A 12688-nucleotide genomic window follows, 5' to 3' on the forward strand; every position below is an offset into this window, starting at 1 on the left:
TCAGCCGCACAGGGCGGCGCGCGCCGCGCGGTATTCGGCGATCAGCCGCGCGACCCGCTCGCCCGCCGGCAACACCGCATCGACCGCGCCGATCCCCTGCCCCGAACCCCAGATGTCCTTCCACGCCTTGGCCTTGGCGCCCTCGTGGAAATTCATCGCCGAGGCATCGCTCTGCGGCAGGTTGTCCGGGTCGAGCCCGGCGGCAACGATGCTCGGGCGCAGATAGTTGCCATGCACCCCGGTGAAGAGATTGGTGTAGACGATATCTTCAGCGCCGCTGCCGACGATCGCCTGCTTGTAGGCCTCGCCCGCATTGGCCTCCTCGGTGGCGATGAAGGCCGAGCCGATATAGGCGAAGTCCGCCCCCATCGCCTCGGCGGCGAGCACGGCACGGCCGGTCGCGATCGCGCCGGAGAGCGCGAGCGGCCCGTGGAACCAGGTGCGGATCTCCTGCACCAGCGCGAAGGGCGAGAGCGTGCCGGCATGGCCGCCCGCGCCGGCAGCCACGGCGATCAGCCCGTCCGCCCCCTTCTCGATCGCCTTGCGGGCAAAGCGGTTGTTGATGATGTCGTGCAGCACGATGCCGCCATAGCCATGCACCGCCTGGTTCACCTCCGGCCGCGCGCCCAGCGAGGTGATCACCAGCGGCGCGCGGTATTTCACGCAGAGTTCGAGATCCTGCTCAAGCCGCGCGTTGGAGCGGTGCACGATCTGGTTGACCGCGAAGGGCGCCGCCTTGCGGTCGGGATGCGCACGGTCCCAGGCCGCCAGCGTTTCGGTGATTTCTGCCAGCCACTCGTCGAGTTGCGCGGCCGGCCGGGCGTTCAGCGCCGGAAACGAACCGACAATGCCGGCGATGCACTGGGCAATGACCAGTTTCGGATTGGAGATGATGAACAGCGGCGACCCGATGACCGGAATCGCCAGCCTGTTTCGAAGATCTTGTGCGGCGCTCATCCCCCGACTGTGCCGAGGGTTCCCCTAAACGTCAACTACTGCCGATCGCAACACCCACGGCAAAGACGATAGCGCCGCCGAGCGCCACCTGAAGGGCGGCCTGCAACGGCGGCGTGTCCATGTATTTGGTGCGAATCCAGGAAATCGCTCCGAGTTCGACAACGACGACGGCGAAGGCCAGCACCATCGCGGTCCAGAAATTCGGGATGAGGAAGGGCAGCGTGTGGCCGAGGCCACCCAGCGTCGTCATCGCGCCGGTGATCGCGCCGCGCATCAGCGGCGAACCCCGGCCGGTCAGGCTGCCATCGTCGGACAGGGCCTCGGCGAAGCCCATGGAAATGCCGGCGCCGAGCGAGGCGGCGATGCCGACGATGAAGGCCTGCCACGGGCTGCCGGAGGCGAAGGCGGCGGCGAAGACCGGCGCCAGGGTGGACACCGAGCCGTCCATCAGCCCGGCGAGACCGGGCTGGATGTAGCGCAGCACGAAATTGCGGCGGGCGGTATCGTCCTCGGCGGAGCGCACTTCCTCGGTCAGGTTCTCGCGGGCGAGACGATCGGCAAGGCGCTCATGACCGGCTTCCGCCTCGGCAAGGTCGCCGAGCAGCTTGCGCGTCGCCGCGTCGCTCGTGCGGCTGGCGGCGAGGCGGTAGAAATTCTGGGTTTCCGCCTCCATGCTCTCGGCCAGCTTGCGGACATCGTTGATCGTGGGTTTCGGCACTTGCCAGACCGGCTTGCGGGCCAGGAACCCGCGGACATCCTGCCGGCGGATCAGCGGGATATGGTCGCCGAATTTCCGCTGGTAGAGATCGATCAGCGCACGACGATGATCGCTCTCTTCCGCCGCCATCTCGGAAAACACCTTCGCCGAGGCCGGGAAATCGGCATGAAGCGATTCGGCGATGTCGGCATAGATCCGGCCGTCCTCCTCCTCGGCGCCGATGGCGAGGGCCAGGATTTCGCGGTCCGACAGTTCTGAAAAATTGCGCATGCGCAAGACATGGCCGCACCGTCCCAAGAGGTCAAGCACCTTGTTTTATTTGAGATTTATTTGCAATTAGCGGCGTCACTTCAGCCTTGCGCCTCACGGCAAAGCCTGCATGATGTTATCATGAATGTCAGCCTGTCGCCGCTTGTGCCACGCCCTGACCCGACCCCCTGCAACTGCGGGTCTGGCCTGCGGGCACGGCGCTGCTGCGCCCTCGATGAGGGTGGCCCGCCGGATCCCGCGCATCACGCGCTGATCGCCCCGCACATGAAACAGGCCCGCGCCGCCGCGGATGCCGGGCGTCATCTCGAGGCGGAGCGGCTCGTGCTCCAGATCCTCGACCTCGCGCCGCTACATCCCGAAGCGCTGCGGCTGCTTTACGATAAACGCCGCGCGGAAGGGCGGATCGCGGCCGCCATCGCGCTGGCCGCCCGGATCGCGGCCCTGCCGCCCGAAACCCCGGCCGCCCATGTCCAACATGCGCACCTTCTGGTCAACGCGGGCCGCCACGCCGAGGCGGAAGCACCGGCGCGGCGGGCCGTCATGCTGGCTCCGCGCGATCCGGTCGGGCATCACCTGCTGGGCCTGATCCAGACCGCAACCGGCCGGGCCGCCTATGGCGAACGGCATTACCGTATCGCCGAGGCGTTGTCGGAAACCACGGACCCGGTCCTGCTGGGCAATCTCGCCTGGAACCTGCGCCAGCAGGGGCGGCTGGACGAGGCGACGCTGATCTATGCGCGGGTCCTGCAAGGCGCCGGCCGCACGCCGCACCGCATTGGCGAGCTCGCGCAGGTCGAGGCGGGGCGCGGCCGGCACGATGCCGCCGCGGCGCTGGCCGCCGAGGCCGCGGCGGCCGACCCCGACAATCGCAGCCTCGCGGTTCTGCTCGACCTCGTCAGGCTGCGCGCGGGCGAGGCCGGGGCGGTGCTGGAGCGGATCGCCGCCACCGAGGCCCGGATCGCGCCACAGCCCCTGATGACGACGGAGCTGGCCCTGCGGGGCCGCGCCCTCGAGCGCCTCGGTCGGTACGAAGACGCCTGGGCCGCCTATCAGGCCGGCCGCGCCTTTCAACGTGACCATGCCAGGCGTCGCTTCGACCCCGCACCGATCGAGGCGAGGCTCGCGGCCATCCAGAGCACCTTCCAGGCCAACCGGCTGTTGGGGCTGCCGCGGGCGGAAACGCCGGCGAACACGCCGAAGCCGGTCTTCCTGCTCGGCACGCCGCGCTCGGGCTCGTCGCTGCTCGAACATCTGCTCGCCCAGGCCCCGGACATCGATCCCGGCGACAGCCGCGCGCCGCTGCCCGCCCTCGCCCGCCTGCTGGCCTCGCTGGTCGCCAGCTTCGGCGGCCCCGAGGCCAGCTTTCCGGCCGCGCTCCACGCCATCGCCGCCGGCGAGGCGCGGGACATTCCCGGTGTTCTCGCCATGCGCTACGCGTCCCTGCTGCGCGCCAACGGCATCGCCGGGCCGCAGGCGCGCTTCGTCACCGACCGCCACCCCGACCTGCCCTGGCTGCTCGGCCTTGTCACCACAGTGTTCGCCGATGCGCCGGTGATCCATGTGCTGCGCCACCCGCTCGACGTCGTGCTGTCCGGCTTCGCGCAGGACAGGCTGTACGAAGGCGATGCCGGCGTCACGCTGGCCAGCCTCGCCCGGCTTTACGATGCGCAGATGAGCGCGATCGCGCAGGTCCGCGGGCAAGTGACCATGCGATACCTCGCCGTGCGCTACGAGGATCTGGTCGGCGACACGGAAGCGACGGTCGGCCGCGTGCTCGCCTTCATCGGCCATGCCGGCGATCCCGCGGCGATGGTCGCGGCGCCGCCCCGCGCCGTCCCGCGCGTTCCCGCCTATCGGGCCGAGCTGGAGCCGCTGCATCGGCGGGCGGTGTTCCGGCATCGGCTTTTCGGCGACGTCTTCGGCGAGGCGATGCCCGTTCTGGCCCCCTGGATCGAACGTCTCGGCTATGCCGCACCGGAGACACGACCCGCATGAACGCCGCCACGCCACGGACAACAAATACCACGGTCGGCGAGTTGATCGCGGAAATCACCGCGCTCGAGCGCGAGGGACGGCTTCACGATGCCGAGGCGCTGGCCGCGCGCGCCGCCGCCGCCTTGCCGCGGCACCCGCACATGCTGCACCTCGCCGGCATGCTGGCGCATCGGCGCGGCGACATTCCGCGGGCCATCGAACTGATCGAGGCCTCGCTCGCCCTCGCGCCGGACGTCGCGCTCTATCCGCGCAACGCCAGCTACATCTATCGCAGAGCCGGCAGGCTCGACGACGCGCTGGCGACCGCGTTGCGCGCCGCCGCCCTGGCGCCGGACAATCGCGACGCGCATCATAACCTCGCGCTCATCCACCTTGAGCGCCACGAGCTTGATGCCGGAATCGAAGCCGTCGACCGCGCCATCGCACTCGCGCCCGACTTCGCCGAGGCGCATTTCGCCCGCGCCGAGCTGCTGCTGCTCGGCGGGCGGCTGGCGGAAGGCTGGGAGAGCTACGAGTGGCGTTTCAAGCTGAAGCAGGCCGAGGGCATGCTGCCGAAAACCGACAAGCCGCAATGGGATGGCAGCCCGTTGCCCGAGGGGCGGCTGCTGCTGGTGGCCGACCAGGGGTTCGGCGACTGCATCCAGTTCGGCCGCTACATCCCCTGGGCCGCCGCCCGCGCGCCAAACCCCGTCCTCGCCTGCGAAAGCTCCCTGAAGCCGCTGCTGCGGCAACTCCCCGAGATCGGCCGGTTCGCGGACAGCTGGGCCGCCGCCGGCGAGTACGACGCCTATATACCGCTCTCCGGCCTGCCGCGCCTCGCCGGCACGACGATCGCGACGATTCCGGCTCAAATCCCCTATCTGCGGGCCGACCCGCGCATGGTCGAGGCCTGGCGCCGGCGCCTCGCCACGCTGGTGCCGCCGGGGCTGAAGCGCGTCGGCCTGGTCTGGGCCGGCCGCCCTGCCCACTTGAACGACCACAAGCGCACGGTGCGGCTCGGGCGCTTCGCGCCGCTCTTCGCCCGGCCCGACATCGCCATCGTCACCGTGCAGAAAGGCGACCGGATCGACGAGGTCGGCAACTATTTCGGCCGCGCGCCGCTGGTCAATCTCGGCCCGTCGATCTTCGATTTCACCGATACCCTGGCGATCCTGCACTGCCTCGACCGGCTGGTGACGATCGACACCTCGGTCGCCCATCTGGCGGGCGCGGCCGGCGTGGCCACCTCCGTCATCCTGCCCTACACGCCCGACTGGCGCTGGCTGCTGGACCGCGAGGACACACCTTGGTACCCGTCATTGCGCCTTTTCCGCCAGGAACGCGCGGCCGACTGGTCGGGCGTGATCGAGCGGGTTGCCGGGAGTATCTAGATGCGCCGTCTCGTTCCGCTTGTCCTCGCCTGCCTGCTCGGCGTGCCCTTCGCCGCACGGGCCAGATCCCTCACCCTGTATTCGCGACTCGATTATGCGCCCGCCGTCGCCCGCGCCTTCACCGCGAAAACCGGCATCGCCGTGCGCATCCGCCGCCCGCCGCCACGGGTCTTGCCGACCGGATCGCGCGCGAGGGCGCCCGCCCGCGCTGGGCGCTCGCCTGGTTCACCGGCACGCCGACCGCCATCGCCCTCGATGCGCGGGGGCTGCTGGCGCGGCATCTGCCCGTGCCGGCCGGGCTGTCGCCGCGCGCCGCCGCCCTCATCCCGCCGGATGGCAGCGCGATCCCGACCGGGCTCGAACTCGGCGGCGTGCTGCTGATGCCGAAATCGGCCCCCTTCACCGCCCCGGCGCACTGGCGGGGCCTGCTCGCCCCCTCCCGCCGCGGCCTCACCGGCATGGCCGATCCGGGCATGGACGATGCCGCCTGGGGCGGCCTCGCCAGCCTGCTCGCCGCCGAGGGCTGGCCGGCGGGGCGCGGCTTCGTCACGGCACTCCGGGGCGCCGGGTTGCATATCTACGCGTCCACCGCCGACACCGTCGCGGCCCTGCGCAGCGGCGCCATCCAGCTCGCCCTTGTCCGCTCGGCCGTCGCCTTTCACATCGCCTCACGCGTCGATCCCTCGCTCGACGCCGTCATTCCCGCCCCCGCCGTGCTGATGCCGAGCCTGATCGCGATGCCGCAGCATCTCGATCAGGCCCTGCGCCAGGCGGCCATGGCGTTCATCGCCTTTGCCTGCTCGCCCGCCGGCCAGCGCGCGGCGCTCGCGGCCGACGACATGGACTCGTCATTCTGGCCGGTGAACGCGGCGGTGTCGCCGCCGCCGGGCCTGCCCAACCTCGCCGGCCTCGCCCCGCGCGATCCGCACGCCATCGCCGCCAACCCGCTGCCGGCGATCGCCTGGTTCGCGCGCGAGATGGTCGGCTCCGGGCTCTGAGCCGGCGCGACCGCGCCCGGGGGTCTTGCATCGGTCCCGACCGCAAGCGATAAACGCTTAACCAATGGTGCCGGGTTCGGCCATACAAGCGGAGGACACATGAGCGAGCAGAAAGTCGGGCTCGAAATCGCCAACGGCGTCGCCGTCATCTCGATCGACAATCCCCCGGTTAACGCGCTCGGTCATGCCGTGCGGGCCGGGCTGGTCGAGCAGCTCGCGGCAGCGGAGGCGGATGCGTCGGTCCGGGTCATCGTGCTCGCCTGCAAGGGGCGCACCTTCTCCGCCGGCGCCGACATCACCGAATTCGGCAAGCCGCCGCGCGCGCCGGGCCTGCACGAGGTGATCGAGCGGTTCGACAATTGCCGCAAGCCGGTCATCGCCGCCCTGTTCGGCACCACGCTCGGCGGCGGACTGGAACTGGCACTCGGCTGCCATTATCGCGTCGCCGTCGAGTCCGCGCGGATGGGCCTGCCTGAAGTCAAGCTCGGCCTGCTGCCAGGGGCTGGCGGCACGCAGCGCCTGCCGCGGCTGATCGGGCCGGAAAAGGCGGTGGCAGCCATCGTCTCCGGGAAAATGATCGGCGCCAAGGCCGCGCTGGCCGATGGGCTGATCGATGCGATCGTCGCCGAGCCGGTGCAGGGCGCGATCGACTTCGCCCATACGATCGACCCGACCCGGCTGATCCGCGTGCGCGACCGGAGCGACAGGATTGCCGCCGCCAAGGCCGACCCGTCCGCCTTCGAGGCCGCCGCCGCCGAGGCGACGAAGCGGCTCAAGGGTGTCGAGGCGCCGGCGGCCTGCGTCGAGGCCGTTCGCAATTCCTTCACCCTGCCCTTCGACGAAGGTGCGAAGGCCGAGCAGCAGGCGTTCATGCGCCTCGTCGTCGGCGACCAGTCGCGCGCCCAGCGGCATGTCTTCTTCGCCGAGCGCGAGGCGCAGAAGATTCCCGGCATCGGCCCCGAGGTGAAGGGTGCAAAAATCGGCCGCGCCGTCGTCATCGGCGGCGGCACGATGGGCGGCGGCATCGCGATGAATTTCGCCAATGCGGGCATCCCGGTCACCATCGTCGAGACCGACGAGGCGGCACTGTCCCGCGGGCTCGACCGCGTGCGCAGCACCTACGACGTCTCGGTCCAGCGCGGCGCGCTGCCGGCGGGCACCACCGAGAAACGCATGGCCCTGTTCTCCGGCAGCACCGGCTGGGGCGTGATCGCCGAGGCCGATATCGTGATCGAGGCGGTGTTCGAGGAACTCGGGCTCAAGAAGGAGGTCTTCGCCCGGCTCGATGGCATCGCCCGGCAAGGCGCACTGCTCGCGACCAACACCTCGACGCTGGATGTCGACGCCATCGCCGCCGCAACGAAGCGGCCGGGCGACGTTCTCGGCATGCATTTCTTCTCGCCGGCCAATGTGATGAAGCTGCTGGAGATCGTGCGCGGCAAGGACAGTTCGGCGCAGTCGATCGCCACCGCCATCGCGGTGGGCAAGACGCTGGGCAAGGTGCCGGTCGTCGTCGGCAATTGCGATGGCTTCGTCGGCAACCGCATGCTGGCGCGCCGCACCATCGAGTGCGAGCGGCTGATGCTGGAAGGTGCGCTGCCGCAGCAGGTCGATGCCGTGGTCAAGGCGTTCGGCTTCCCGATGGGCCCGTTCGCCATGGGCGATCTGGCCGGGCTCGATGTCGGCTGGCGGATCCGCAAGCATCGCGGCGCCACAGCACCGGTGTCGGACGCGCTGTGCGAGATGGGCCGCTTCGGCCAGAAGACCGGCCGCGGCTACTACATCTACGAAAACGGCAGTCGCGTGCCGACGCCCGACCCCGAGGTCGAGGCGCTGATCAAGGACAAGGCGACAGCGCTCGGCATCACCCGGCGCGCGATTTCCGACCAGGAAATTCTCGAACGCATGACCTACCCGATGATCAACGAGGCGGCCCGCATCCTCGAGGAAGGCATCGCCATCCGCCCGTCCGATGTGGATGTCGTCTGGGTCTATGGGTATGGCTGGCCGGTCTGGCGCGGCGGGCCGTGCTTCCATGCCGACCTCGTCGGGCTGAAGGACATCGCCGCCCGGCTTGAGCACTACGCCCAGGCGGTAGGCGACGAGACGCTCGCCCCCTGCGCCCTGCTGCGCCGCCTCGCGGCGGCAGGCCAGGGCTTCGCGGATTTCGCCCAGGACGCGAAAGCTGCGTCATGAGCGCCCGGCCGTTCCCCTGGGAGCGGAATTATCCGCCCGGTCTCGGCTGGGATATCGACATCCCGGCCGAGACGATCCCGGCCATGATCGCGCGCAGCATCGCCGAAAACGCCGCCCGGCCCGCGCTGGAATACCGCGATCGTGAAACCGGCTTCGCCGAACTCGGCGCCGCCATCGGCGAGGTGGCCGCCGGGCTCGCCTCGCTCGGCCACACGAAGGGCGAGCGCATCGCGCTCTATCTGCCGAACGTGCCGGCGCACCCGTTCTGCTTCTATGGCGCGCTGACGGCGGGGCTCGTGGTCGCGCATCTCTCGCCGCTGGATGCCGAGCGCGAACTTGCCCACAAGCTGCACGATTCCGGCGCGCGCACGCTGGTGACGACCAATCTCGGCGCGATGCTCGGCATGGCGCTGAAACTGCTCGATGCCGGCCATGTCGAACGCGTCGTCGTCGCCGATGACGCGGCGTTCGGCGAAATTCCCGGCATGGCGCATCCGCCGATCCCGACCGGCGATGCCCGGGTGATGACGCTCGATGCGTTGCGCGTGCGCGGGCGCGACTTCCGCTTCGCGCCGCCATCCATCGCGCCGGACGATCTCGCGCTGCTGCAATATACCGGCGGCACCACCGGCCTGCCCAAGGGGGCGATGCACACGCACGCGACGCTGCGGGCGGCGGTCGCGATCTATGCCACCTTCTTCGATGGCCAGAACCGCTTCCCGCCGGGGCAGCAATTCCGCGCGATCTGCGTGCTGCCGCTGTTCCATATCTACGCGCTGGTGGTGCTCTGCCTGTTGCAGCTCTCGCGCGGATCGACGCTGCTGCTGCGGCTGAAATTCGACGCCGAGACCACGCTGCGCGACATCGAGGTCAAGAAGGCGAGCTATTTTCCGGGCGTGCCGACGATGTGGATCGCGCTCGCCAACGTGCCGGATCTCGACCGGCGGGACCTGTCGTCGCTCCGCCTGGTCGGCTCGGGCGGCGCGCCGCTGCCGGTGGAGATCGGGCAGCGCTTCGAGCGGCTGACGGGCATGCGCCTCGGCGGCGGCTGGGGCATGACCGAAACCGCCTCCGCCGGCACCGGCAACCTGCTCGACGGGCTGTTCAAGTTCGGCTCCGCCGGCATGCCCTGCCCGGCATCAAGCTCGACGTCGTCGCCCTCGACGATCCTTCCCGCGTGCTGCCCTATGGCGAAACCGGCGAAATCCGCATCAAGTCGCCCAACACCTTCATCGGCTACTGGCAGAACCCCGAGGAAACCACACGAAGTTTCGTGGACGGCCATTTCCTGACCGGCGATGTCGGCTATATCGACGAGGACGGCATGCTCTTCCTTGTCGACCGCAAGAAGGACATGATCCTCTCGGGCGGCTTCAACGTCTACCCGACCGTGATCGAGAGCGCGATCTACGAACACCCCGACGTCGCCGAGGTCATCGTCGTCGGCGTGCCGGACGACTATCGCGGCCAGTCGGCCAAGGCCTTCATAACGCTGAAACCAGGCGCTGCGGAATTCACGATCGAGTCGCTGCGCGACTTCCTCGCCGACAAGCTCGGCAAGCACGAATTGCCCGCCGCCCTCGAATTCCGCGAGACCCTGCCGAAAACATCGGTCGGCAAGTTCTCGCGCAAGGAACTCGCGGCGGAGGAGCGCGCGCGGCACGCGGCCGCCCGGGTTTCCGGCGGCGCGGCGCCATGAGGCCGGCCCCCATCGCCGCCGCCCCGCGCGGGCGGGCAGAGACCAGCACCGGCAACCGCAACCCGGCTGCCGGCCGTATCAGGAACAACTGAGGAGAGCGCCATGGAACTCAGCTTTTCGCCCGAGGAAATCGCGTTCCGCGACGAGGTGCGCGCCTTCATCCGCGACAACCTGCCCGGGATGTGCGCAAGCGCCTGATCGAGGGACGCGAGATCGGCAAGCAGGACATCATCGACTGGCAGCGCAAGCTGAACGCGAAAGGCTGGGCGGTGCCGCACTGGCCGCGCGCCTGGGGCGGGCAGGACTGGAGCCCGGTGCAGGAGTTCATCCTGCTCGACGAGTTGCAGTCGGCCCCCGCACCGAGCCCGCTGCCCTTCAACGTGTCCATGGTCGGCCCGGTGATCGCGACCTTCGGCAATGAGGAGCAGAAGCGGAAGTTCCTGCCCGCAACTGCCAATCTCGACATCTGGTGGTGCCAGGGCTTCTCCGAGCCGGGTGCTGGGTCCGACCTCGCCGGTCTCAAGACCACGGCCCGCCGCGAGGGCGATCACTACATCATCAACGGCCAGAAGACCTGGACGACCCTTGCGCAATACGCCGACTGGATCTTCGTCCTCGCCCGCACCAATCCGGGGGCGGAGAAGAAACAGCAAGGCATTTCCTTCATCCTTGTCGACATGAAGACGCCGGGCATCACCGTCCGCCCGATCCAGCTGATCGATGGCGGGCACGAGGTCAACGAGGTCTGGTTCGACGAGGTGAAGGTGCCGGCGGAAAACCTCGTGGGCGAGGAAAACAAGGGCTGGGACTATGCGAAGTTCCTGCTCGGCAACGAGCGGACCGGCATCGCCCGCGTCGGCGCCTCGAAGCAGCGCCTGCGGCGCATTCGCGAACTCGCCGCGATCGAGCGCGCCGGGGATGCGAAACTGATCGACGCGCCCTGGTTCCGCGAGAAGCTCGCGGATGTCGAGATCGATCTCAAGGCGCTGGAAATCACCCAGCTCCGCGTGCTCGCCGAGGCGCGCAAATCGGGCAAGCATGGCCGGCCGGACCCGAAATCCTCGATCCTCAAGATCAAGGGCTCGGAAATCCAGCAGGCGACGACCGAGCTTCTGCTCGACGTCGTCGGCCCGCTCGCCATGCCGTTCCAGGGCTCGACCGATCCGGATGACGATGGCAACGCCATGCCGATCGGGCCGGACGACGCGGCCGAGGCGGCACCCACCTATTTCAACTGGCGGAAGATCTCGATCTATGGCGGCTCGAACGAGATCCAGCGCAACATCATCGCCAAGGCGATCCTGGGGTTCTGAGGACAAGACAATGGATTTCGATTTCACCGAAGAACAGCGCCTGCTTCGCGACAGTGTCGGCAAGCTCTTTGCCAGCCGCTACGCCGATTTCGAAAAGCGCAAGGCCTACGCGAAACTTGCCGAGGGGTTCGACCGCGCGGTCTGGGCCGAATATGCCGAGGCCGGGCTGCTTGCCCTGCCCTTCGACGAGGCGCAGGGCGGCTTCGGCGGCGGGCCGGTCGAGACCATGATCGTCATGGAGGAGATCGCAAGGCGCTGGCCATCGAACCCTATCTCGCCGCGGTCGTCTTCGCCGGCGCAGCACTGCGCCACGGCGCCGGCGCTGCGGTCAAGGACGACGTGATTCCGAAACTCGCGGCCGGCGAGACGATCGTCGCCGTCGCCCATACCGAGCGCAGTTCGCGCCACGACCTCGAAGACGTGACCACCACCGCGAAGCGCGACGGCGATCACTTCATCCTCGAAGGCGAGAAGTCGGTGGTCCTCGGCGGCGACACGGCGGACTGGCTGATCGTCAGCGCCCGCCTCTCCGGCAGCCGGCGCGACCGCGACGGGATCGGCCTGTTCCTGGTGGATGCGAAGGCCGAAGGCGTCTCCCGCCGCGGCTATCCGATGCAGGACCTGCTGCGCGGCGCGGAAATCTCGCTCGCCAGCGTGCGGGTTCCGGCGGCGCAGCAGATCGGCGATCTCGCGGTGCTGGAACGCGCGCGCGACGAGACGATCGCCGCCCTCTGCGCCGAGGCCGTTGGCGCGATGGAGGCGCTCGTCGCGCTGACTGTCGACTACATGAAGCAGCGCAAGCAGTTCGGGGTGGCGATTTCGGTGTTCCAGGCGCTGCAGCACCGCGCGGTGGACATGTATGTGGCGCTGGAACAGGCGCGCAGCCTCGCCATCTTCGCCGCGCTTTCGGCTGCGGATGACGATGAAGCGGCGCGCGGCAAGGCGATGGCGCTGGCCAAGGCCGGGGTGGGCAAGGCGTTGCACTTCGTCGGCCAGCAGGCGATCCAGCTGCATGGCGGCATCGCGATGACGATGGAATACAAGGCCGGCCACTACTTCAAGCGGCTGACCATGATCGACGCGATGTTCGGCAACGCCGATCACCATCGTCGCCGCCTCGCGGCCTGACAAGCCTAACCAGCGCTGGGCTAAACCGGCGCTGGGCCGATCCG

The 12688-nt window shown here is 69.2% G+C and carries 11 protein-coding genes and 1 pseudogene; 9 read left to right on the plus strand and 3 right to left on the minus strand.

Translation table 11 applies throughout. From position 1 onward, the window contains the following. Complete coding sequence (locus ACIDOCELLA78_RS000000100330; RefSeq protein ID WP_201727894.1) at positions 1 to 957, minus strand: nitronate monooxygenase family protein; 957 nt, start codon at positions 955 to 957, stop codon at positions 1 to 3. Positions 958 to 988: 31 nt separating this feature from the next. Next, positions 989 to 1945, minus strand: a complete 957-nt coding sequence (gene mbfA / locus ACIDOCELLA78_RS000000100335) for an iron exporter MbfA (RefSeq protein WP_201727895.1) — start codon at positions 1943 to 1945, stop codon at positions 989 to 991. Between the two features lie 120 nt (positions 1946 to 2065). Between mbfA and ACIDOCELLA78_RS000000100340 the strand changes: the two genes are divergently transcribed. Together ACIDOCELLA78_RS000000100340 and ACIDOCELLA78_RS000000100345 are read left to right on the plus strand one after the other, a co-directional pair. Beyond that, the gene (locus ACIDOCELLA78_RS000000100340; RefSeq protein WP_201727896.1) at positions 2066 to 3940 is read left to right on the plus strand and encodes a sulfotransferase; all 1875 of its coding nucleotides are present in this window, start codon (positions 2066 to 2068) and stop codon (positions 3938 to 3940) included. Continuing rightward, the gene (locus tag ACIDOCELLA78_RS000000100345; RefSeq protein WP_201727897.1) at positions 3937 to 5310 is read left to right on the plus strand and encodes a tetratricopeptide repeat protein; all 1374 of its coding nucleotides are present in this window, start codon (positions 3937 to 3939) and stop codon (positions 5308 to 5310) included. The genes ACIDOCELLA78_RS000000100340 and ACIDOCELLA78_RS000000100345 overlap by 4 nt, the downstream gene beginning before the upstream one ends. A gap of 92 nt (positions 5311 to 5402) precedes the next feature. Here the strand turns inward: ACIDOCELLA78_RS000000100345 and ACIDOCELLA78_RS000000100350 are convergent, their stop codons facing one another. Then, a complete protein-coding gene (locus ACIDOCELLA78_RS000000100350; protein ID WP_249675142.1) occupies positions 5403 to 5591 on the minus strand; it encodes a hypothetical protein in 189 nt (62 codons plus the stop codon). Between ACIDOCELLA78_RS000000100350 and ACIDOCELLA78_RS000000100355 the strand changes: the two genes are divergently transcribed. The 7 genes and pseudogenes from ACIDOCELLA78_RS000000100355 (at position 5556) to ACIDOCELLA78_RS000000100385 (ending at position 12644) form a co-directional block, all read left to right on the plus strand. Next, the gene (locus tag ACIDOCELLA78_RS000000100355) at positions 5556 to 6308 is read left to right on the plus strand and encodes an ABC transporter substrate-binding protein (protein WP_249675137.1); all 753 of its coding nucleotides are present in this window, start codon (positions 5556 to 5558) and stop codon (positions 6306 to 6308) included. The genes ACIDOCELLA78_RS000000100350 and ACIDOCELLA78_RS000000100355 overlap by 36 nt on opposite strands. Positions 6309 to 6407: 99 nt before the next feature. Next, positions 6408 to 8504 (plus strand): 3-hydroxyacyl-CoA dehydrogenase NAD-binding domain-containing protein, encoded by a 2097-nt coding sequence (locus ACIDOCELLA78_RS000000100360; RefSeq protein WP_201727898.1) that lies wholly within the window; start codon positions 6408 to 6410, stop codon positions 8502 to 8504. After that, positions 8501 to 9796 (plus strand): AMP-binding protein, encoded by a 1296-nt coding sequence (locus ACIDOCELLA78_RS000000100365; protein WP_374223226.1) that lies wholly within the window; start codon positions 8501 to 8503, stop codon positions 9794 to 9796. Before ACIDOCELLA78_RS000000100360 ends, ACIDOCELLA78_RS000000100365 begins: the two co-directional genes overlap by 4 nt. Continuing rightward, positions 9778 to 10203, plus strand: a complete 426-nt coding sequence (locus tag ACIDOCELLA78_RS000000100370; protein WP_374223227.1) for an AMP-binding enzyme — start codon at positions 9778 to 9780, stop codon at positions 10201 to 10203. The genes ACIDOCELLA78_RS000000100365 and ACIDOCELLA78_RS000000100370 overlap by 19 nt, the downstream gene beginning before the upstream one ends. A 102-nt stretch (positions 10204 to 10305) precedes the next feature. Next, positions 10306 to 11516: pseudogene (gene pimC / locus ACIDOCELLA78_RS000000100375) on the plus strand (pimeloyl-CoA dehydrogenase large subunit). A 10-nt stretch (positions 11517 to 11526) separates the two neighbouring features. Next, on the plus strand, positions 11527 to 11859 hold the full coding sequence (locus ACIDOCELLA78_RS000000100380) for an acyl-CoA dehydrogenase family protein (RefSeq protein WP_249675108.1): 333 nt from the start codon (positions 11527 to 11529) through the stop codon (positions 11857 to 11859). Beyond that, complete coding sequence (locus ACIDOCELLA78_RS000000100385) at positions 11856 to 12644, plus strand: acyl-CoA dehydrogenase family protein (RefSeq protein WP_249675119.1); 789 nt, start codon at positions 11856 to 11858, stop codon at positions 12642 to 12644. The genes ACIDOCELLA78_RS000000100380 and ACIDOCELLA78_RS000000100385 overlap by 4 nt, the downstream gene beginning before the upstream one ends. Positions 12645 to 12688: the final 44 nt, after the last annotated feature.

Source organism: Acidocella sp. C78 (genome assembly GCF_907164655.1).

Excerpts from the sequence above, each read along its gene's own strand:
- ACIDOCELLA78_RS000000100360 (WP_201727898.1), top strand. The coding sequence starts at position 6,408 with ATGAGCGAGCAGAAAGTCGGGCTCGAAATCGCCAACGGCGTCGCCGTC.
- ACIDOCELLA78_RS000000100330 (WP_201727894.1), bottom strand. The coding sequence starts at position 957 with ATGAGCGCCGCACAAGATCTTCGAAACAGGCTGGCGATTCCGGTCATC.
- ACIDOCELLA78_RS000000100340 (WP_201727896.1), top strand. The coding sequence starts at position 2,066 with ATGAATGTCAGCCTGTCGCCGCTTGTGCCACGCCCTGACCCGACCCCC.
- ACIDOCELLA78_RS000000100345 (WP_201727897.1), top strand. The coding sequence starts at position 3,937 with ATGAACGCCGCCACGCCACGGACAACAAATACCACGGTCGGCGAGTTG.
- ACIDOCELLA78_RS000000100380 (WP_249675108.1), top strand. The coding sequence starts at position 11,527 with ATGGATTTCGATTTCACCGAAGAACAGCGCCTGCTTCGCGACAGTGTC.
- ACIDOCELLA78_RS000000100350 (WP_249675142.1), bottom strand. The coding sequence starts at position 5,591 with ATGCCGCGCCAGCAGCCCCCGCGCATCGAGGGCGATGGCGGTCGGCGT.
- ACIDOCELLA78_RS000000100365 (WP_374223226.1), top strand. The coding sequence starts at position 8,501 with ATGAGCGCCCGGCCGTTCCCCTGGGAGCGGAATTATCCGCCCGGTCTC.
- mbfA (WP_201727895.1), bottom strand. The coding sequence starts at position 1,945 with ATGCGCAATTTTTCAGAACTGTCGGACCGCGAAATCCTGGCCCTCGCC.